The sequence below is a fragment of the Pseudomonas wenzhouensis genome (assembly GCF_021029445.1).
Classification (GTDB): Bacteria; Pseudomonadota; Gammaproteobacteria; order Pseudomonadales; family Pseudomonadaceae; genus Aquipseudomonas; species Aquipseudomonas wenzhouensis.
The window spans coordinates 2570986-2589832 of record NZ_CP072610.1 but is presented as its reverse complement, the minus strand read 5'-3'; the positions used below and the strand labels follow the sequence as shown (position 1 = coordinate 2589832).

Below are 18847 nucleotides of genomic sequence, written 5' to 3'. Positions count from 1 at the left end.
ATGGTAAGTGGAGCCACATCGCTGAACCTGGTGCGCGACGAGTTGTTCGTCACCATGGAGGAGGCCGAGCAGAGCCTGGAGCACTTCATCGCCGAGCGACACAACGGCAGCCTGCTGCAGCAGGCGGTGGAAAACCTGCAGCAGGTGCGCGGTACGCTCAACCTGATCGAGCTGGCCGGTGCCGAGTTGTTGGCGCAGGAAGTGCTCGATCAGGCCACCGATATCCCGGCCGGTGTCGGTGAGGAGCGCGATGTACAACTGGCGGCCCTGAGCAATGCCCTGTATGTGCTGCGCCGTTACCTGGAGAGCGTCGATGCTCACCGTCAGGAAATGCCCGAGCTGCTGTTGCCGGCGATCAATGACCTGCGTCAGGCCGGGGGGCAGCCGCCGCTGCCGGAAAGCTTCTTCTTCAGTGTCCGTCTGGATCACGCGCGCCCGCATAGTGCGACGCTGCCACTCGACGGTGCTGCCAAGCAGGTCGAAGGCAAGCGTCTGCGCCACATGTATCAGGTGGGCCTGCTCGGCTTTATTCGTGAGCAGAATCCACAGGCCAGCCTCAAGCTGATGGTGCGCGCCATGGCGCGTCTGGACAGCCTGTTCGCCAACGAGCCGCGCGCCCGCATGTGCTGGATCGGCGCTGCGGCCCTCGAGGCGCAGTGCGATGCCCAGTTGCTGCCGCGTAAATCACGCAAGCAGCTGTTCTCGCGACTGGATCGCGAGCTCAAGTTGATGCTCGGCAACCCCCAGTACGAAGCACCACGCAGTTTGCTCAAGGAGTTGCTGTATCTGGTCGCGTTGGCCGACAGCCACGGGCCACTCGCCAGCGCCATGCGCGAGGTGTTCGGCCTCACGCCGCTGCCGTTCACCGATCACCTGCTGGAAGAGGAATACCAACGCTTGGCCGGGCCTGGGCAGGCGGTGATGCGTTCGCTGTCTGCGGCGATTCGTGAAGAACTGGCCAGCGTCAAGGACATGCTCGACCTGCTCGAGCGCGGCACCCTGCAAGGCGAAACGCTGGGTACCCTGCATGCACTGTTGGGCAAGTTGGCCAAGACCCTGGGTATGGTTGGCCTGACTTCTGCCGGTAATTCGCTGAGCGCGCAGTTGCCACTGGTTGCAGCCTGGAGTGAAGATGCGCCGCCACAGCCACAGCAATTGCACAAACTGGCTGACGCGGTGCTGTATGTCGAAGGCATGGTGGCCAGCCTCGAGCGCGGTGACGGTCGTGATAGCAGGCCGGTAGCGGTGGCACCGGGCCAGGAGGCCGACTCCTTCGCCAGCCATCAGCTCAACGAGGCGCGTATCGTCGTGGTCGACGAGGCTCAGGCCGGTCTGGCGCTGGCCAAGCGTGCCATCACGGCGTATCTGGAGTCCGGTGGCGACAAGATGCACCTGTCCAACGTGCCCTTCAGTTTGCAGGCGGTACGCGGTGGCTTGTGGTTCCTGGAGCAACGCCGCGCATCGGTGCTGGTCGGTGCATGCGCCGACTATATCCAGACGCGCATGCTGGAAAGTGGGCAAATGCCATCCGAGCAGATGCTGGAAACCCTGGCCGATGCCCTCAGCAGCCTGGAATACTACCTGGAAGCTGGCGCCGTGATGCGTCCGGAAACCAAGCCCAGCGTACTCGACCTCGCCGAAGAAAGCGTCAAGGCGCTGGGCATGCCGGTGCAGGCCTGATGGTCTGGCGTAACGCCTTTCTCGACCCGGCTCAGCCTGGCGGCTGGGCTGTGCTCTACAGTCAGCAGCATTTTCTTGCCGACAGCAATGGCGTGCTGTTCCCGCGTGACTGGGTCAAGCGCCAGGATCTGCCGATCATTGGCGAGCAGGGCATTGGCCATTTTGGTGAGGACGCCGTCTATCTGCTGCAGGTGAAACCGTCGGCCATGCTCGAAGGCTGCAGCTGGCAGAGCCTGCGTCAGTTCATGTTGCAGGGCGACACGGAGACCTTCCGCATGCTCGCCTACGCCGCGCAAATCGGCACCTGGTACGCCGAGCATCGTTATTGCGGCAGCTGTGGCGCAGCGACGCGCCAGCTTCCCGGTGAGCGGGCGATGCGCTGCGACAGTTGCGAGTCGCAGCATTATCCGCGCCTGGCGCCGAGCATGATCGTGCTGGTCACGCGCGGCGACGAGATCCTGCTGGCGCGCTCGCCGCGCTTCGTCACCGGGGTGTACAGCGCCCTGGCCGGTTTCGTCGAGCCAGGGGAGTCGGTGGAGCATTGCGTGGCGCGCGAGGTGCACGAGGAAGTCGGGCTGGCGGTGAAAAACCTGCACTACATCGGCAGTCAGGGCTGGCCTTTCCCACATTCGCTGATGCTGGGCTTCCACGCCGAATATGCCGGGGGCGAGATCGTCATGCAGGAAGACGAGATCGAGGACGCGCGCTGGTTCCGTGTCGATGACCTGCCGCCGTTGCCGGCATCACGTTCCATCGCCCGTCATCTGATCGATCTTTATGTTGCGCGCCGGCTTGGCTTGCCCGAGCCGACGATGCCGGCCTAGAGCGCTGGTGTAGGTACGACTTCAGCCGCGAATCTCGCCGATGAAGCCGTCTCTACGCGGCCCTGAATGATCTGCCTGAATTAGCCAAACCAGTGTTGCCAGACCAGGCGTGCGGTCAGTGCCAATACCACGGTGATGAACACCGGACGAATGAATTTTGAGCCGCCCTTGATCGCCGTGCGTGCACCGAGGAAGGCGCCGACCATCAATGCGGCGCCCATGCTCAGGCCCAGCACCCAGGCCACCTGGCCGAAGGCGATGAATACGGCCAGCGCCGCCGCGTTGCTGACGAAGTTCATGGTGCGCGCCACGCCGCTGGCGCGCACCAGATCGAGCGGGTACAGCAGCAGGCTGCTGACCGTCCAGAATGCGCCGGTACCGGGGCCGGCCACGCCGTCGTAGAGACCCAGGCCCAGTCCCTGTGGCCATTGCCGGCCACGGGCAATCGGCAGGTCGTTGTCGGCGGGTGGCTCCGGTGTGCGACCGAACAGCAGATACAGACCACAGGCGAAGACGATCACCGGCAGCATCTGATTGAGCCAGGCTGCCGGCATCCAGTGGGCGATAACGGCGCCGAACAGGGCGCCGATCAGCGTCGCCAAAAGCGCATTACGCCATTGCTGCGGGTCGAAGAGCTTGCGTTTGTAGAAGGTCAGGGCCGCAGTGCCCGAGCCGAACGTGGCGCACAGTTTGTTGGTGCCCAGCACCAGATGTGGCGGCAAGCCGGCGGTCAACAAGGCCGGGATGGTCAGTAGGCCACCGCCACCAGCAATGGCATCGATGAAGCCGGCGATAAAGGCGACCAGGGCGAGAATGGCTAGCGTGCCGGGATCGATGGCGAGCTCGAGAGCGAATGGCATATCAAAGTGTCGACTTGTGGGCGAGTACGCAGCCTGCCGGCTGTTCGCCGTGAGGAGAGCTGCGCATAATGCCGGGATTTCGCCAGAGAAGGAACGCAATCGATGCAATACGACGGGTTGGCCTGGGCCGTGGCGCTGTTGGCCGTGTTGGTGCTGCTGGTGGCATTGCGCATTTTGCTCAATACGGGCTGGTTCCTCGGTTGGTTGCGCGGCACCTGTGGTCTGGCATTTCTTGCTTTGGCGGGCCTGGTCGGCCTGCTGGCTTACGATCTGTATGCCTACGAGCCGCTGCAGACGGGCAAACCACTGGTCACGCTGAGTTTCAAGGCCGATGGCCCGCAGCGCTATCAGGTGACATTGCTCGAAGGGCAGCGTGAGCGCACGGTCACGCTCGAGGGGGATTTGTGGCAACTCGATGGTCGCCTGATCCGCTGGAAGGGGCTGGCCGAGCTGATCGGTCTTGAGCCGGGATACCGCCTGGAGCGTCTGTCCGGACGTTTTCTCGCCATCGAACAGCAGGCATTGGCGCAACATGGCCGTGTGCAACTGGCTGAAAGCCCGTACGGCGTCGATCTATGGCGCTGGCTGCGGCTCAATCAGCGTGATCTGTTGTTGTTCGATCCACAGGCGCTGCGCGTCACCTATCTGCCGATCGCGGCCGATGCGGTGTATAGCGTCAGCCTGACGCCGACCGGTTTGCTGGCCGAGCCGATGAACCCGGCGGCGGAAGTGGCGTTGAAGGATTGGTAGCGGCCAGCAGGCAGGTAGATGTAGGGTGGGCTTTAGCCCACACCGAGAGTGATTGGTGGGCTGAAGCTCACCCTACAAAAAAGGCACCTGCAAGGTAATGCCAGTCAGTTAAGGCTGTACGCGTTTGGCTCCCCTCTCCCGTTTAAGGGAGAGGGGCTGGGGGAGAGGGCCGAAATACCGCGAAACGGCCATTTGTACCTCTCCGAACATGGCTCGCCAGAGGGGCGAGGGGACTCATCTTGGCAGTCGGCGCTTAACTGATCAGCATTAAACTGCAAGGTGCCTTTGTCGTTCTGGCATCCGGCCTCAGGAAAGGAAGCCGCCGTCCACGTTCAACGCCACGCCAGTGGTGTAGCTGGAGGCTTCGCTGGCCAGGTACAGCACCGCGCTGGCCATCTCGCTCGGATCAGCCACGCGCTTGAGCGGGATGCGCTGCAGGGCGTGCTTGAGGATGGCGTCGTTCTTGGTCAGCGCCGAGGCGAACTTGGTATCGGTCAGGCCCGGCAGCAGGGCGTTGCAGCGGATGCCGAACTGCGCGCATTCCTTGGCGAATACCTTGGTCATGCTGATCACGGCGGCCTTGGTCACCGAGTAGATACCCTGGAACTCGCCCGGGGTGACGCCATTGATCGAGGCGACGTTGATGATCGAGCCGCCGCCGTTTTCCTTCATCAGCTTGCCGCCTTCGATGGACATGAAGTAGTAGCCGCGAATGTTCACATCGACGGTCTTCTGGAAGGCGGAGAGGTCGGTGTCCAGCACGTTGCAGAACTGCGGGTTGGTCGCGGCGTTGTTGACCAGGATGTCGAGGCGGCCGAACTGCTCGCGGATCTGCGCGAAGACGTTCTGGATCTGCTCCATCTCGCCGATGTGGCAGGCGATGGCGGTGGCCTTGCCGCCGTCGGCGATGATGGCGTCAGCCACGGCCTGGCAGCCGTCGATCTTGCGGCTGGAGACGATCACGTGCGCGCCTTGCTGGGCCAGCAGTTTGGCGATGGCCTCGCCGATGCCGCGGCTGGCGCCGGAGACGAAGGCGATCTTGCCGTCGAGGTCGAACAGTTGGGTCTTGGACATGGTGATTACCCCGGGGTTAGAGAGTGGATTTGCCGATGACCTGCAGGCACATCTGCTCCAGCAGCTTGTTCATGTGAATGAACTGGGCGAAGCGCTTGTCCTGGGTCTGGCCGTGATGGAAGCGGTAGTAGATCTGCTGCACGATACCGGCCAGGCGGAACAGGCCGTAGGTGTAGTAGAAGTCGAAACTGTTGATCGCGATGCCGGCTTTTTCGGCGTAGTAGTCGACGAACTGCTGGCGCGTGAGCATGCCCGGTGCGTTGCTCGGCTGGCGGCGCATCAGCTGTACCGGTGGCGGATCGCCGGCTTCGATCCAGTAGGCCAGGGTGTTGCCCAGATCCATCAGAGGATCGCCGATGGTGGTCATCTCCCAGTCGAGCACGCCGATGATCTGCATCGGGTTGTTCGGGTCGAGGATCACGTTGTCGAAACGGTAGTCGTTGTGCACGATGCCCGGCTTGTGGTGGTCGGCCGGCATCTTGTCATTGAGCCAGGCCTTGACCGGTTCCCAGGTCGGCGCGTCCGGTGTCAGAGCCTTCTCGTAACGGTCGCTCCAGCCCTTGATCTGGCGTTCGACATAACCCTCCGGCTTGCCCAGGTCGCCCAGGCCGCAGGCGTTGTAATCGACGTTGTGCAACTCCACCAGCTTGTCGATGAAGCTCTTGCACAGGGCTGTGGTCTGCTCGGCGCTGAAGCTCAGCTCGGCCGGCATCTCCGAGCGCAGGATGATGCCCTTAACCCGCTCCATGACGTAGAACTCGGCGCCGATTACCGACTCGTCGGTGCAGTGCACATAGGCTTTGGGGCAGTAGGGGAAACCGGCATTGAGCTGATTGAGGATGCGGTATTCGCGGCCCATGTCATGCGCTGACTTGGCCTTGTGGCCGAACGGCGGACGGCGCAGCACGAACTCCTGCTGCGGGTATTCGATCAGGTAGGTCAGGTTGGATGCACCACCGGGAAACTGGCTGATCTTCGCTTCACCGCTCAGGCCTGGGATATGGGCCTTGAGGTAGGCATCGATGACGCCAGCGTCGAGCTCTTCGCCCGCGCGGATACGGGTGGATTGGTCAGTGAGCGCCATATTTATCCCTTCTACTTATGATGGGTGCCCTAGATAATTGGCTAATCTAATGCTGCACCTGGGCTGTCACAAGCAATACGCGCCGTTATAGGCAGGCGTGTTGCCCCTTGATCAAACTGCCTGATCAGTCATCTTCGACCTGCGCCGTTCTGCGTTTTACAGGTACAAAAAAACCGGAGTGCGAGGACTCCGGTTTTCGTATCGTGCGCGCAGCTCGCCGATTAGACCGGGAACAGTTCGCCCAGCTTCATCGCCAGCATCATGTCGCCTTCGGCGCGCAGCTTGCCGGCCATGAAGGCCTGCATGCCGTCGGTTTCGCCGCTGACGATGCCTTTGAGGGTTTCGCTGTCCATGATCAGGGTCACGTTGGCGTTCGGGTTGTCGCCTTGCTCGAGGGCGCAGGTGCCGTCCTTGACGATCAGCGCGTAGTTCTCGCCATCTTCGATGTTGAACTGGAACACCAGATCCAGGCCGGCAGCGGCGCTGGCGTTGAACTTGGACTGCATGGTTTGGGCGATGTCAGCAACACTCATGATCTTATCCTTCTATCGGTTATTTCGCGCAGCCTCGCGGCCGCAGTGGGCTGGAGCTTATCGGTAAGTGATCAGCTCCGGCGCCTTCAGCAGCTGTAAATGCACATGGCTGTTGAAGGAAGCCAGACTCACCTCGCGGCCACGAAATTTCAGCTGGCTGAACGAGGTATTGACGATTTGCCAATTCAGTTCGAAGGCCTTTATCGAAGGCACGCCGGTGATCAGGCGGAGCAAGGCGGTGATGGTGCCGCCGGAGGTGAACACGGCAATGTTCTGTTTGCTGCCGGCCTGTTCGAGGATGCGCTGCAAGCCGCCTTCTACCTGCTCGACATAAGCCTGCCAACTCTGCAGGCCGGGTTTGTCATGCTCACCGGAAATCCAGCGCTGGATCAGTTTGGCGAACAGGCGCTGGAACTCGGCGCGGTTCTGCGCGCCATTGCGCAGGATGTGCAGCGCTTCGGGCTCTTCCGGCAGCAGATCCGGCAGCAGCGTGCGAATCACCGCGTCGGCATCGAATTCGTTGAAGGCTTCGTCGATATCCAGTGCCGGCGCCCTGCTCATGTGCTGCAGGGCGGCGTTGGCAGTGTGTTGCTGGCGGCGCAGGCTGCCACTGACGCAACGATCGAGACTGATGCCGAGTTGCTCCAGGTGCTTGCCCAGCACTTCGGCCTGGCGCACGCCGACGGGAGACAGGACATCGTAGTCGTCTGCACCGAATGAGGCCTGGCCATGTCGAATCAGAAAGATGCTGCCCACGTCCGTATCGATCCCGGTACGTTGAATGTTCCGCGAGGGTATGGGGAAGCTCGGGGGCTGTCAACGAAAAAACATACGCTTGTTTGAATTGTCTGTATGGCAATTTTACAGCGCTGGCGTGCTTGGCCGGTGAGGCGCTGCGCCGTATGCTTGAGCCTTTGGCGCCTGGGCGCCGGTGCATTGTCCGAGGGGGATATGTGGAGTTTTTTAGCGAGTACGCCAGCTTTCTGGCGAAAACCCTGACCCTGGTGGTCGCCATCGTCGTGGTGCTGGTGGCTGTCGCTGCCACACGCGGCAAGGGGCGGCGCGCCGGGGGGCAACTGCAGGTGCAGAAGCTCAATGATTTCTATAAGGATCTGCGTGAGCGCCTGGAGCACAGTGTGTTGTCTAAGGATCAGCTCAAGGCCACGCGCAAGGCCGAGGCCAAGGCGGCCAAGCAGGAAAAGAAAGCGCCGTCCAGCAAACCGCGGGTGTTCGTGCTGGATTTCGATGGCGATATCAAGGCGTCAGCCACCGACAACCTGCGCCATGAGGTGACGGCGCTGCTGTCCATGGCCAAGGCCGAGGACGAAGTGGTGCTGCGCCTGGAAAGTGGTGGCGGCATGGTGCATAGCTACGGCCTGGCTTCGTCGCAACTGGTGCGTATCCGCGATGCGGGTATCCCGCTGACGGTGTGCGTGGACAAGGTAGCGGCCAGCGGCGGTTACATGATGGCCTGCATCGGTCAGAAGATTCTCAGTGCACCTTTTGCCATCCTCGGCTCCATCGGCGTGGTGGCGCAGTTGCCTAACCTGCATCGTCTGCTGAAGAAGCACGAAATCGATTTCGAGGTGCTGACGGCCGGCGAATACAAGCGCACGCTGACCGTATTCGGTGAGAACACCGAAAAGGGCCGGGAGAAGTTCCAGGAAGACTTGGAAACCACCCACGAACTATTCAAGGGCTTCGTTGCCCGTTACCGCCCCCAGCTGGACATCGATGCCATCGCCACCGGTGAGGTCTGGCTGGGCATGGCGGCGCAAGAGCGCCTGCTGGTGGATGAACTGAAGACCAGCGACCAGTACCTGGCCGAGCGCGCCGTCGAGGCTGAACTGTTCCATCTGCATTTCGCTCATAAAAAGAGTTTGCAGGAGCGTGTCGGGCTGGCGGCCAGCATGGCCCTGGATCGCTTCGTGCTGACCTGGCTGAGCAGACTCAATCAGCAACGTTTCTGGTAAGAGCACGCCACCGAACAACGACAAGAGGAGAAGGTGATGACTGAATTCAAGGCTTTGCTGGTCAGCGAGGGTGCCGATGGCAGTTTTCGGCGCCAGGTAGTAGCCCGGCAGATCGAGGATCTGCCCGCAGGCGATCTGCTGATCCGCGTGCGCTATTCCTCGCTCAACTACAAGGATGCGCTGTCGGCCAGCGGCAATCGCGGGGTCACCAAGCAGTATCCGCATACGCCGGGCATCGACGCCGCTGGCGTGGTGGAGGCGTCCGCCGTGGCCGAGTTCGCCGTGGGCGACGAGGTGATCGTCACTGGCTACGACCTGGGCATGAACACTGCCGGTGGTTTCGGCCAGTACATCCGCGTACCGGCGGCCTGGGCGATCAAGCGCCCACAAGGCTTGCCGCTGCGCGAGGCGATGATTCTCGGCACCGCCGGCCTGACGGCTGCGCTATGCGTGGACAAGCTGGAGCAGGCCGGCGTTACTCCGGAGTCCGGCACTGTGCTGGTCACGGGTGCTACGGGTGGCGTCGGCAGCATCGCCGTGGTGCTGCTCAAACAGCTCGGTTATCGCGTAGCCGCCGCCACCGGCAAGGCCGAACAGGCCGATTTTCTGCGTAACCTGGGGGCTGACGAGATCGTCAGTCGCGAGGAGCTGCAGCAGGGCAGCGAACGCCCGATGCTCAAGGAGCGCTGGGCGGGAGCGGTGGATACGGTGGGCGGCGACATCCTGTTCAATGTGGTCAAGTCGCTGCGCCACAGCGGCAGCGTGGCCTGCTGTGGGCTGACTGCTGGCGTTGGCTTCCAGGCCAGTGTGCTGCCGTTCATCCTGCGCGGGGTCAACCTGCTGGGCGTGGATTCGGTGGAACTGCCGCTGGTGGTCAAGGCGTCGATGTGGGACAAGCTCTCGCTGCAGTGGAAGCTCGACCTGTCGCCGCTGTGCCAGGAAATTGGCCTGGCGGAGTTGCCGGCGGCTATCGAGCGGATATTGGCCGGTGGCATGGTCGGCCGCATCCTGGTGCGGCTGGACTGAATGAGCGAGGCCCGTCGATGACGGGCCTCGTTGTTTCTGGCGCGTGTCTGTCGTCTAGTCGAAGCGATAGATGTCCATGCCCAGGGCGCCGTAGGTAAAACCTGCGTGGACCACGGAAAAGGCGCCACCGGCGCCATGGGCGAAGAACAGCGGCAGCAGATGTTCTTCGCTGGGATGATTGCGCATGGCATGCGGTGCCAGGTGACGGTACTGGTGCAAGGCCGCTTCGTCGTCTGCTGCGAGCTTTTCCACCATCCAGTCGCGAAATTCCTTGGCCCAGGGCGTGATGACCTCCGGGCCGGCACGCCAGTTCAGCGCGCCCAGGTTGTGGGTGATGCTGCCCGAGCCAATCAGCAGGATGCCTTGTGCGCGCAGGCTGGCCAGCGCACGGCCTACACGGGTCTGCAGTTCGGGGCCGAGGTGGCTGGGCAGCGATAGCTGCAGCACGGGAATATCGGCGTTTGGGTACATCAGCGACAGCGGCACCCAGGCACCATGGTCGAAGGGGCGTTGCGCATCGAGCTGCGCAGGAAGACCCGCATCGTTCAGTTGCTGGGCGATGTCCTCGGCCAGTTGCGGTGCACCAGGGGCTGGATACTGCACGGTATAGAGTTCGGCTGGAAAGCCGCCGAAGTCGTGCCAGGTTTGTGGCTTTTCGCCTGCTGTGAGACGCAGATGGGGGCTTTCCCAGTGCGCCGACACCACGACGATAGCGTTAGGCCTTGGCATATCGGCAGCCAGTTTGACCAGCGCAGGGCCACTGGCGCCGGGCTCCAGAGCTAGCATGGGGGAACCGTGGGAAATGAACAGCGAGGGCAGCATGACGACCTCCAGAGACCTGCCTGCATTCTCTCCGAGGTTTTAATCGATTAATAATGATGTTTTTCCGCGATATCTATCGATTAGCTGGATGATTAAAGCAGGTTGTCGCCAAAAGCGCTTTCGATATTGATGCCGAGGCTGAGTACACCGAGAAAACGCCCGTCTCGCGGGTCATGGATAGGCGCGGAAACCTTGCTCTGAAAGCTCTGGGTCGAGCCGTCGTACTCGATACCACCAATATGGATCTGACCGGCTGGCAAATCCCGGGCCTGCTGGAAGTCGTCTTCGTCAGCCTGCCAGTAATCACTGGTGACCTCACTGATGGCGACCAACTGGCCGCTGTGGTCACTGAGGAATATCTCGTTGAACAATGGCTGATGCTGGCGCGTGATGTTGGCCAGAAGAAGCGAGGGCGGTGTTTGCAGCAGGCGGCGAATCAGAGGTTTTTCCTCGAGCAGGCGCTCGCGTAGCCATTGCCGGTCCAGCTCGCGAATGCGTTCGATGCTGGTGTTGCGCGTTACGACCCGGCGCAGGGCGTTCAACAGGTCGTCGTGATAGGCCCAGCGTTGCAGGTGCCGGGCTGTCAGTTGGCGCAGATAGTGAGCCTCCGCTTCGGTGAGTGTGCTGCCTTTGGGGGCGCAGTGTTCGACCTGGCGATTGAAGGCGTTGAGAAAGTCGGGGTGTTGCTGCAGGAAGTCATGCGCGAAATAAACGCCTAATGGCGAGTAGCGTACGAAGCGTCGCTGCAGCGCCTGTTTGGCCGGGTATTTCAAGAGGGCGCTGTGCATGGCGTTGTCGTCGGCCAGAAACAGGTCGATGCGCCCGCGCTGGAGTAATTCGATCAGCTGTTCGAGGCGCGGGACCTTCTGCGCCACCGTGATGCCGCGTGCCTCCAGCCAGGTCATGCTGTTGCTTCCCAGCACGCTGCCGATGCGCAGCTCGTGATCCCATATGGGTTTGGTGAGGATCAAGGGATCATAGGCGTACCAGTACCACTTCTCCATCAGCAGGGGTGCGGATAACTGGGCATAGCCATCGACCTGGCTGTCTGGTGCGGAGCTGAAGAAACCATCGGCGATATGTCGGCTGACATTCTGCCGCGCTCGGCTCACTGATGTGAGCTGGATGCGATAGGGTTGCTGCAAATGCTTGAAGATACATTCGAGAACCGTGACCGACTGACCGGCCAATTCGCCATCGACCGCTACCTGATACGGCTCCTCGAGGCTGGTGTCGAGGCGTACGGTAGACTTTTCTTCTGCGCAGAGAGTAGGTGTGGCCGTCAGGAGCAGCCCTATCAGGCAGAGTGAATGACGTGAGAGCATGATGGCAATTCGTCAGCTTGGGGTGTTTTTCAGTTTAGGTGAGGGGATAAGAGATGCACGATGCTTTCTGGCAGGAGCGCTGGGCGCGCAATCAAATCGGTTTCCATCAGGAGAAGGTCAACGGTTACCTGCGTCGTCACTGGTCTGCGCTTGGCCTGGCGAAAGGCGCGGCGGTGCTGGTGCCGCTGTGTGGCAAGAGCCTGGACATGGTCTGGCTGGCGGAGCAGGGCCACCCGGTCATTGGTGTCGAGCTGGCCGAACGGGCTGTGGAGGATTTCTTCAACGAGCGTGATGTGCAGCCACAGGTGTCACAGCGCGGGGCGTTCAAGGTCTATCAGGCGGGCGAGTTGCAAATTCTGTGTGGCGATTTCTTCGCCCTGAGTCATGCGGATGTTGCCGGGTGCCAGGCCTTTTATGACCGGGCGGCGCTGATCGCGCTGCCGCCGCCGATGCGCGAGCGTTATGTCGCCCATCTGCAGGCGATAGTGCCCAATGCCTGTCAGGGATTGCTGGTTACGCTGGTTTACGATCAGGCGAAAATGGATGGCCCGCCATTCTCGGTGGCTGACACCGAGGTGGAGCAGCACTTTGCAGATGGCTGGACGTTGCACAAGGTCGAGGAAAAGGATGTGCTGACGGGCAATCCGCGTTTCAGTGACAGCGGTCTGACAGCAGTGGATGAGCACGTCTTCCGGCTGATTCGACGCTAGCGGCAGCCCAATGCAAAAGGCGACCCGAAGGTCGCCTTTGTTGTCAGCCGAAGGGTCAGCCCAGGCGGCGCAGCGCTTCGATACGGTCTTCCAGCGGCGGGTGGCTCATCAGCAGACCAGCCAGGCCGTTCTTCAGGCCGCCGTTGATGCCGAAAGCGGTCAGGCTGTCGGGCATCTGCACGGGTACACCCTGCTCGGCACGCAGACGCTGCAGGGCGGCAATCATCGCGCCAGTACCGGCCAGGCGGGCACCGGCTTCGTCAGCCTTGTACTCGCGTTTGCGCGAGAACCACATGACGATGATGCTGGCCAGGATACCCAGTACCAGCTCGGCGAAGATGGTCGCGACGAAGTAACCGATGCCGTGGCCGTCTTCGTTCTTCAGGATCGCCTTGTCGACGAAGTTGCCGAAGATACGTGCGAAGAACATGACGAAGGTGTTCACCACGCCCTGGATCAGCGCCAGGGTGACCATATCGCCGTTGGCCACGTGGCCGATTTCGTGCGCCAGCACCGCGCGGACTTCATCGGGCGAGAAGCGCTCGAGCAGGCCCTGACTGACCGCGACCAGTGCGTCGTTCTTGTTCCAGCCGGTGGCGAAGGCGTTGGACTCGTAGGCCGGGAAGATACCGACTTCCGGCATCTTGATCCCGGCTTCGCGCGACAGCTCCTCGACGGTCTGCAGCAGCCACTGCTCGTGGCGGGTGCGCGGCTGGGTGATGATCTGGGTGCCGGTGCTCATCTTCGCCATCCACTTGGACAGGAACAGCGACACCAGCGAGCCGGCGAAACCGAACACGGCGCAGAAGATCAGCAGGCTGCCATGGTTCTGGCCGGTAAACCGATCAACCCCCAGCAGTTTGAGGGTGATGCTGGCGATAACCAGCACCGCCAGGTTGGTGGCCAGGAACAACATAATGCGCATCATGGTGTGAACGGACTCCTCACGGGAAAGACGTACGAGTAATGCGGGCTATATAAGGGCGCGCCCCTCAGGCTTTCAACTGGCGACTATTTCAAACTATGTCGCCTGCCGTGCCCATCGGGCTTTCGAACAACAGACGGGTGAGACGGGCAATTCGTTCCCCATGTTGCTGGGCCAGTGCTTCACGCAGTTGAAAGGCCAGGGTGGCGTGCACGCGACGCACGCTCGGCGGCAGCGCTTCGCCTTCGCGCAGGGCATGGGGAATGCCGCGCGACAGGCGCATGAAGCCTTTTTCGCTGAGCACCGCCTGATCCAGCGCGTCATAGGCGATGGTCGATTCGAAACGCAGATAGCCTTCCTCGCCCAGCCACAGCAGCGCCCCCAGGCAGGCCTGGTGGCGCTTGCTGGGCAGGCCGAATTCGTCCGGCTCCTCACGCCCGATCAGGTCTTCCACGTACAGCGCCATCTTGCGCGGGAAGGTCTGATAGAGCATGAGCAGGCCGCTGGCGGCGTCCTTGTAGAAGTCGTCGATCTGCAGATCCATGTCGGCTTACTGGCTGTAGCCCTTGAGGAAGTTGCCGATGCGGCCGATGGCCTGCTCCAGGTCGTCGACGCGCGGCAGGGTGACCACGCGGAAGTGATCCGGCCACGGCCAGTTGAAGGCGGTGCCCTGGACGATCAGCAGCTTCTCCGACAGCAGCAGGTCGAGGACGAACTTCTCGTCGTTGTGGATCGGGCAGACCTTGGGGTCGATCTTCGGGAAGGCATACAACGCGCCCATGGGCTTGACGCAGCTGACCCCGGGGATGTCGTTGAGCAGTTCCCAGGCGCGGTTGCGCTGTTCCAGCAGGCGACCGTTGGGCAGCACCAGGTCATTGATGCTCTGGTAGCCACCGAGCGCGGTCTGGATCGCATGCTGGCTCGGCACGTTGGCGCACAGGCGCATGTTGGCCAAGATATCCAGGCCTTCGATATAGCTCTGCGCCTTGTGCTTGGGCCCGGAGATGGCCACCCAGCCGGAACGGAAGCCGGCCACGCGGTAGCTCTTGGACAGGCCGTTGAAGGTCAGGCACAGCACGTCCGGGGCCAGCGAGGCGGTGCTGATGTGCACGGCTTCGTCGTAGAGGATCTTGTCGTAGATCTCGTCGGAGAAGATCACCAGGTTGTGCTGGCGGGCCAGCTCGACGATGTCCTGCAGCACTTCGCGCGAATACACCGCGCCGGTGGGGTTGTTCGGGTTGATCAGCACCAGGGCCTTGGTGTTCGGCGTGATCTTGGCACGCATGTCGGCGATATCCGGGAACCAGCCGGCCTGTTCGTCGCACAGGTAATGCACCGGCTTGCCGCCGGAGAGGGCCACGGCAGCCGTCCACAGCGGGTAATCCGGCGCCGGGATCAGCACCTCGTCACCGTTGTTGAGCAGCGCCTGCATGGCCATCACGATCAGCTCGGACACGCCGTTGCCGAGGTAGATGTCCTCGATGCCGACGCCTTCGACCTGCTTCTGCTGGTAATACTGCATCACCGCCTTGCGGGCGCTGAACAGGCCTTTGGAGTCGCTGTAGCCTTGAGCGGTCGGCAGGTTGCGGATGACGTCCTGAAGGATTTCTTCCGGTGCCTCGAAACCGAACGGCGCCGGGTTGCCGATGTTCAGCTTGAGGATGCGGTGGCCTTCCTCTTCCAGACGCTTGGCGTGCTTGAGCACCGGCCCGCGAATGTCGTAGCAGACGTTGGCGAGCTTGTTCGATTTGCTGACCTGCATGTGAGAAATCCCATTCGGTGGATGACCCGCTGAATCACGCTGCAAAAGTATCCTCTGGCGGAACCTTGGCAGCCCGCAGGGCGGGTGACAGACTGGGCACGAATCATACGTTGCAGCCTGACCCTGGCAAAGCTGTCGGTCGGGCTTTTTTACGAGGAGGGAAGCAGTCCGTGGATAAAGTCGAGAAATCCCTGGATGCCTGGCGTGAAGTGTTGTCGCCGGAACAGTTCCACGTCTGCCGCCTGGGCGGCACCGAACGGCCTTTTACCGGGCAATATCACGACAGCAAGGTGGCGGGCGTCTATCACTGCGTCTGTTGTGGCGAGGCGCTGTTCGATTCCGCCGCCAAGTACGATTCCGGTTGCGGCTGGCCCAGCTATTTTCAGCCGCTCAGTGCGACGGTGATCCGTGAGCTGGATGACTTCAGCCATGGCATGCAGCGTATCGAGGTCAGATGCGCCAAATGCGATGCGCACCTGGGCCACGTCTTTCCCGATGGGCCGCGTCCGACCGGTTTGCGCTACTGCATCAACTCGGTGTCGCTGAAGCTCGCGCCGCGCGAGCCATGATGGATGAACGATGGGCTGCCACGAACGGGCAGCCCGGCTGAGTTTTTTCAGCGTTTCTGTGGACGGTTCTGCTGGCTTTGTTCCAGAAGCTGGCAGGCCTGCTGGATCATCGCTTCGGTGATCGGCACTTCGCGCCCCTGGGCGTCGATGATGAAGCCACCGATCGGCGTTGGGCGGGCGTGGTTGTTCAGGTGTTGCGGCTGATTGGCAGTGTTGTGCAAGCTCATGGCCTGTCTCCTCATCGATTCTGCGCGCAGTCTAGTGGTGCCGGATGAAGGTGCGGTGACAGTGAAGGTGTACGGAAAACCGTCACGCCGACAACGCAGAACAGGTACAAGCAGGCTGCATGCCAGTCTGCCGGCAATTGAGGAAGGCATGTCGCGTTTTCATATAGGTCTGATCATCAACCCTCTGGCCGGGCTGGGTGGCCCGGCTGCACTCAAGGGCAGCGACGGCGTGGCCGAGCAGGCCCTGGCACTCGGCGTTGAACCGAAGGCTGCGCAGCGTACGCGCACGGCGCTGGAGCAACTGTTGGCGCTGCGTGAGCGCATCGAGTTCGTCACCTATCCCGGTGCCATGGGCGGCGATTTGTTGGCGCAGATGGGCTTTGAGCATCGTCTGCTGGGGCAGTTGGGTGCAGAGCCCAGCACGGCCGACGACACCCGTCGTGCTGTGCAACACCTGCAGGACGCCGGTGTGGCACTGATTCTATTCGCCGGTGGCGATGGCACTGCGCGTGATGTTTGTGCCGTGATCAGGGACGGGCAGCCGGTGTTGGGCATTCCGGCGGGGGTGAAGATCCAATCCGGCGTCTATGCCATCAGCCCGCGAGCTGCGGGCGAGCTGACTGCGCGACTGGTCGAAGGCGGCCTGGTGCGTCTGGCCAGCGGCGAGGTACGCGATATCGACGAGGCGGCCCTGCGCGAAGGGCGTGTGACCGCTCGCTGGTATGGCGAGTTGTGCGTGCCGCAAGAGGGCGGCTATGTGCAGGCGGTCAAGCAGGGGGGGATGGAGTCCGAAGAGCTGGTGCTGGCCGATCTGGCCGCCTGGCTGGAGAGTGAATGGGAGCCGGGCGTTCGCTACGTGTTCGGTCCGGGTTCGACTCTGCATGGCCTGGGGCAAAATCTTGGGCTGGAAACTACCTTGCTCGGCGTCGATGTGATCGAGGATGGCCGGGTGATTGCCCGCGACGTCAACGAAGCCGAGCTGTTCGCGTTGGTAGAAGGACATGCGACCTACTTATTGGTGACCGCAATCGGCGGCCAGGGCCATATCATCGGCCGCGGCAATCAGCAGATCAGCCCGCGGGTGTTGCGCGCCGTCGGCCTGGAGCGCCTGCGGGTGGTGGCGACCAAGCGCAAGCTGGCGACGCTGGAAGGGCGGCCGCTGCTGGTGGACAGTGGCGACGTGACGCTGGACGATGCCTTTCCCGATGCCGTGCGGGTCTGGGCAGGTTACAAGGAAGAGTTGCTGTATCCCTTGGCTAGATAGGAGATCGCGATGCGGATGCTGGTTGTACTGCTGGCCTGGGCGCTGGCCCTGGCTGCGCAGGCCATCGAGGCTGACAGGCTGGTGCTGGATGCGCGCAAGCAGGTCGGCGTGACCCTGAGCTATGACCCGGCCTACCGCCAGTTGAGCTATCCGGGCGGCGACGTGCCCATGGCCACCGGTGTGTGCACCGACGTGGTGATCCGCGCGCTGCGCCAGCAGGGGCTGGACCTGCAGGAGGCAGTGCATCGCGACATGCGCAGCAATTTTGCCCTTTACCCCAGAAACTGGGGCCTGAGCCGGCCGGACAGCAATATCGACCACCGTCGCGTGCCCAACCTGATGACCTGGTTCAAGCGTCAGGGCTGGTCGCTGCCGGTCAGTCAGGATCCTGCGGTTTACCAGGCTGGCGATATCGTCACCTGGGATCTGGGGCGCGGCCTGACTCATATCGGCATCGTCAGCGATCGTCAGGCGGCAAATGGTGCGCCGCTGATCCTGCATAACATCGGCCGCGGCACGCAGGAGGAAGATATCCTCTTCGCCTACCGCATCACTGGCCATTATCGCCCGCAGGCGCAACAGGCGAGTGCCCTACGATGACGGAGCCATCGCTACCACCCGGCCTGTCGGCTGGCGAGCGCGTCGTGCTGTTCGACGGCGTCTGCAAGCTGTGCAACGGCTGGGCGAAGTTTCTTATCCACCATGACCGTACCCGGCAGTTTCGCCTCGCGTCCGTGCAGTCCGCTCAGGGGCAGGCGTTGCTGGCCTGGTATGGGCTGCCGACCGATCGTTTCGACACCATGGCCCTGATCGACGAGGCGGGGCTGCATGTGCGCTCCACGGCGCTGCTGCGCATTCTCTCGCGCTTGCCGCAACCCTGGCGTGCGCTGCGATTACTGCGTCTGCTGCCCCGGCCGCTGCGGGATTGGTGTTATGACCGCATTGCGCTGAATCGCTATCGCCTGTTCGGCCGGCATGCCGTTTGCCTGCTGCCCACGGCCGACCACGCCGAGCGCTTTCTGCATGACTGAGCGGCGGCTGGCGCAGATCGCCTGGCTCGCGCGGCTGGCATTGGCGGCGGTATTCGTCTGGCATGGTCTGGCGCCGAAGATTCTCTGGCTGAGCCCTGACGAGGTGGCGATGATCGGTGCGCACGGCTTGCCCGATCACGCGTTGTTCGCACCGGAGCTGATCGCCCGTATCGGAGGCATCGCCGAGGTATTGCTGGGCATTGCGCTGCTGACCATTCGCCGTCAGCGCTGGCCGTTGCTGGCGGCCGCAGCAGTCTTGCTGGTGCTGCTGCTTGATGTTGCGCTGCTGAGCCCCCACCTGTTGATTCAGGCGTTCAATCCTCTGTCCACCAACCTGGCAGCGCTGGCCCTCTGCGCGGTGGCCTGGCTGGCCGAAGCGCCTGCTACCACCGATTCCTGAGGCTCTTC

At 62.3% G+C, this 18847-nt stretch carries 21 protein-coding genes and 1 pseudogene; 11 read left to right on the top strand and 11 right to left on the bottom strand.

The window, feature by feature from the left end; genetic code table 11:
• Both J7655_RS11860 and nudC read left to right on the top strand, forming a co-directional pair.
• Positions 1-1680, top strand: coding sequence for a FimL-related protein (locus tag J7655_RS11860; RefSeq protein ID WP_230924623.1), 1680 nt, complete (start codon positions 1-3; stop codon positions 1678-1680).
• Complete coding sequence (nudC, locus tag J7655_RS11855) at positions 1680-2504, top strand: NAD(+) diphosphatase (RefSeq protein ID WP_230924622.1); 825 nt, start codon at positions 1680-1682, stop codon at positions 2502-2504. Before J7655_RS11860 ends, nudC begins: the two co-directional genes overlap by 1 nt.
• An 80-nt stretch (positions 2505-2584) precedes the next feature.
• On the opposite strand, the gene J7655_RS11850 is transcribed toward nudC, so the two are convergent.
• Entirely contained in the window at positions 2585-3364 is a 780-nt protein-coding gene (locus tag J7655_RS11850) for a TSUP family transporter (protein ID WP_230924621.1), read from the bottom strand.
• 102 nt (positions 3365-3466) lie between these two features.
• Here J7655_RS11850 and J7655_RS11845 point away from each other — a divergent pair, with 102 nt between their 5' ends.
• Complete coding sequence (locus J7655_RS11845) at positions 3467-4114, top strand: hypothetical protein (protein WP_230924620.1); 648 nt, start codon at positions 3467-3469, stop codon at positions 4112-4114.
• A 306-nt stretch (positions 4115-4420) separates the two neighbouring features.
• On the opposite strand, the gene J7655_RS11840 is transcribed toward J7655_RS11845, so the two are convergent.
• The 4 genes from J7655_RS11840 to J7655_RS11825 all read right to left on the bottom strand — a co-directional run bounded on the left by J7655_RS11840 (position 4421) and on the right by J7655_RS11825 (position 7561).
• Positions 4421-5188, bottom strand: coding sequence for an SDR family oxidoreductase (locus tag J7655_RS11840; protein WP_230924619.1), 768 nt, complete (start codon positions 5186-5188; stop codon positions 4421-4423).
• 16 nt (positions 5189-5204) lie between these two features.
• Positions 5205-6272: a phosphotransferase family protein gene (locus J7655_RS11835; protein WP_230924618.1), complete on the bottom strand. Its 1068-nt coding sequence runs from the start codon at positions 6270-6272 to the stop codon at positions 5205-5207.
• Between the two features lie 221 nt (positions 6273-6493).
• Positions 6494-6808, bottom strand: a complete 315-nt coding sequence (locus J7655_RS11830) for an SCP2 sterol-binding domain-containing protein (protein ID WP_230927718.1) — start codon at positions 6806-6808, stop codon at positions 6494-6496.
• A gap of 54 nt (positions 6809-6862) precedes the next feature.
• Positions 6863-7561, bottom strand: a complete 699-nt coding sequence (locus J7655_RS11825; RefSeq protein WP_230924617.1) for a histidine phosphatase family protein — start codon at positions 7559-7561, stop codon at positions 6863-6865.
• A gap of 197 nt (positions 7562-7758) precedes the next feature.
• On the opposite strand from J7655_RS11825, the gene sohB reads away from it, so the two are divergent.
• Together sohB and J7655_RS11815 are read left to right on the top strand one after the other, a co-directional pair.
• A complete protein-coding gene (sohB, locus tag J7655_RS11820; protein WP_230924616.1) occupies positions 7759-8778 on the top strand; it encodes a protease SohB in 1020 nt (339 codons plus the stop codon).
• Positions 8779-8814: 36 nt separating this feature from the next.
• Positions 8815-9804, top strand: coding sequence for a YhdH/YhfP family quinone oxidoreductase (locus J7655_RS11815; RefSeq protein ID WP_230924615.1), 990 nt, complete (start codon positions 8815-8817; stop codon positions 9802-9804).
• 54 nt (positions 9805-9858) lie between these two features.
• Here J7655_RS11815 and J7655_RS11810 read toward each other — a convergent pair whose 3' ends face one another.
• Both J7655_RS11810 and J7655_RS11805 read right to left on the bottom strand, forming a co-directional pair.
• On the bottom strand, positions 9859-10626 hold the full coding sequence (locus tag J7655_RS11810) for a DODA-type extradiol aromatic ring-opening family dioxygenase (RefSeq protein WP_230924614.1): 768 nt from the start codon (positions 10624-10626) through the stop codon (positions 9859-9861).
• A 92-nt stretch (positions 10627-10718) separates the two neighbouring features.
• Positions 10719-11951, bottom strand: a complete 1233-nt coding sequence (locus tag J7655_RS11805; RefSeq protein ID WP_230924613.1) for a transporter substrate-binding domain-containing protein — start codon at positions 11949-11951, stop codon at positions 10719-10721.
• 53 nt (positions 11952-12004) lie between these two features.
• Here J7655_RS11805 and J7655_RS11800 point away from each other — a divergent pair, with 53 nt between their 5' ends.
• Positions 12005-12661, top strand: coding sequence for a thiopurine S-methyltransferase (locus J7655_RS11800; protein WP_230924612.1), 657 nt, complete (start codon positions 12005-12007; stop codon positions 12659-12661).
• A gap of 55 nt (positions 12662-12716) precedes the next feature.
• Here J7655_RS11800 and htpX read toward each other — a convergent pair whose 3' ends face one another.
• The 3 genes from htpX to J7655_RS11785 form a co-directional block, all read right to left on the bottom strand.
• The gene (gene htpX, locus J7655_RS11795) at positions 12717-13589 is read right to left on the bottom strand and encodes a protease HtpX (protein WP_230924611.1); all 873 of its coding nucleotides are present in this window, start codon (positions 13587-13589) and stop codon (positions 12717-12719) included.
• A gap of 88 nt (positions 13590-13677) precedes the next feature.
• Complete coding sequence (locus J7655_RS11790) at positions 13678-14130, bottom strand: hypothetical protein (RefSeq protein WP_230924610.1); 453 nt, start codon at positions 14128-14130, stop codon at positions 13678-13680.
• Positions 14131-14136: 6 nt separating this feature from the next.
• A complete protein-coding gene (locus J7655_RS11785) occupies positions 14137-15348 on the bottom strand; it encodes a pyridoxal phosphate-dependent aminotransferase (protein ID WP_230924609.1) in 1212 nt (403 codons plus the stop codon).
• Positions 15349-15518: 170 nt separating this feature from the next.
• Between J7655_RS11785 and msrB the strand changes: the two genes are divergently transcribed.
• Positions 15519-15917, top strand: a complete 399-nt coding sequence (gene msrB, locus J7655_RS11780; protein ID WP_147809763.1) for a peptide-methionine (R)-S-oxide reductase MsrB — start codon at positions 15519-15521, stop codon at positions 15915-15917.
• A 47-nt stretch (positions 15918-15964) separates the two neighbouring features.
• On the opposite strand, the gene J7655_RS11775 is transcribed toward msrB, so the two are convergent.
• Positions 15965-16144 (bottom strand): PA1571 family protein, encoded by a 180-nt coding sequence (locus J7655_RS11775; protein ID WP_003459954.1) that lies wholly within the window; start codon positions 16142-16144, stop codon positions 15965-15967.
• A 148-nt stretch (positions 16145-16292) separates the two neighbouring features.
• Here J7655_RS11775 and J7655_RS11770 point away from each other — a divergent pair.
• The 4 genes and pseudogenes from J7655_RS11770 (at position 16293) to J7655_RS11755 (ending at position 18839) form a co-directional block, all read left to right on the top strand.
• Positions 16293-17482 (top strand): annotated as a pseudogene (locus J7655_RS11770) (ATP-NAD kinase family protein).
• Positions 17418-18008, top strand: coding sequence for a DUF1287 domain-containing protein (locus J7655_RS11765; protein ID WP_230924608.1), 591 nt, complete (start codon positions 17418-17420; stop codon positions 18006-18008). Before J7655_RS11770 ends, J7655_RS11765 begins: the two are co-directional and overlap by 65 nt.
• A complete protein-coding gene (locus J7655_RS11760) occupies positions 18005-18439 on the top strand; it encodes a thiol-disulfide oxidoreductase DCC family protein (RefSeq protein ID WP_230924607.1) in 435 nt (144 codons plus the stop codon). The genes J7655_RS11765 and J7655_RS11760 overlap by 4 nt, the downstream gene beginning before the upstream one ends.
• Entirely contained in the window at positions 18432-18839 is a 408-nt protein-coding gene (locus tag J7655_RS11755; RefSeq protein WP_230924606.1) for a DoxX-like family protein, read from the top strand. The genes J7655_RS11760 and J7655_RS11755 overlap by 8 nt, the downstream gene beginning before the upstream one ends.
• Positions 18840-18847: the final 8 nt, after the last annotated feature.

Excerpts from the sequence above, each read along its gene's own strand:
- J7655_RS11860 (WP_230924623.1), top strand. The coding sequence starts at position 1 with ATGGTAAGTGGAGCCACATCGCTGAACCTGGTGCGCGACGAGTTGTTC.
- nudC (WP_230924622.1), top strand. The coding sequence starts at position 1,680 with ATGGTCTGGCGTAACGCCTTTCTCGACCCGGCTCAGCCTGGCGGCTGG.
- J7655_RS11850 (WP_230924621.1), bottom strand. The coding sequence starts at position 3,364 with ATGCCATTCGCTCTCGAGCTCGCCATCGATCCCGGCACGCTAGCCATT.
- J7655_RS11845 (WP_230924620.1), top strand. The coding sequence starts at position 3,467 with ATGCAATACGACGGGTTGGCCTGGGCCGTGGCGCTGTTGGCCGTGTTG.
- J7655_RS11840 (WP_230924619.1), bottom strand. The coding sequence starts at position 5,188 with ATGTCCAAGACCCAACTGTTCGACCTCGACGGCAAGATCGCCTTCGTC.
- J7655_RS11835 (WP_230924618.1), bottom strand. The coding sequence starts at position 6,272 with ATGGCGCTCACTGACCAATCCACCCGTATCCGCGCGGGCGAAGAGCTC.
- J7655_RS11815 (WP_230924615.1), top strand. The coding sequence starts at position 8,815 with ATGACTGAATTCAAGGCTTTGCTGGTCAGCGAGGGTGCCGATGGCAGT.
- J7655_RS11810 (WP_230924614.1), bottom strand. The coding sequence starts at position 10,626 with ATGCTGCCCTCGCTGTTCATTTCCCACGGTTCCCCCATGCTAGCTCTG.
- J7655_RS11805 (WP_230924613.1), bottom strand. The coding sequence starts at position 11,951 with ATGCTCTCACGTCATTCACTCTGCCTGATAGGGCTGCTCCTGACGGCC.
- J7655_RS11800 (WP_230924612.1), top strand. The coding sequence starts at position 12,005 with ATGCACGATGCTTTCTGGCAGGAGCGCTGGGCGCGCAATCAAATCGGT.
- htpX (WP_230924611.1), bottom strand. The coding sequence starts at position 13,589 with ATGATGCGCATTATGTTGTTCCTGGCCACCAACCTGGCGGTGCTGGTT.
- J7655_RS11790 (WP_230924610.1), bottom strand. The coding sequence starts at position 14,130 with ATGGATCTGCAGATCGACGACTTCTACAAGGACGCCGCCAGCGGCCTG.
- J7655_RS11785 (WP_230924609.1), bottom strand. The coding sequence starts at position 15,348 with ATGCAGGTCAGCAAATCGAACAAGCTCGCCAACGTCTGCTACGACATT.
- J7655_RS11775 (WP_003459954.1), bottom strand. The coding sequence starts at position 16,144 with ATGAGCTTGCACAACACTGCCAATCAGCCGCAACACCTGAACAACCAC.
- J7655_RS11765 (WP_230924608.1), top strand. The coding sequence starts at position 17,418 with ATGCGGATGCTGGTTGTACTGCTGGCCTGGGCGCTGGCCCTGGCTGCG.
- J7655_RS11760 (WP_230924607.1), top strand. The coding sequence starts at position 18,005 with ATGACGGAGCCATCGCTACCACCCGGCCTGTCGGCTGGCGAGCGCGTC.
- J7655_RS11755 (WP_230924606.1), top strand. The coding sequence starts at position 18,432 with ATGACTGAGCGGCGGCTGGCGCAGATCGCCTGGCTCGCGCGGCTGGCA.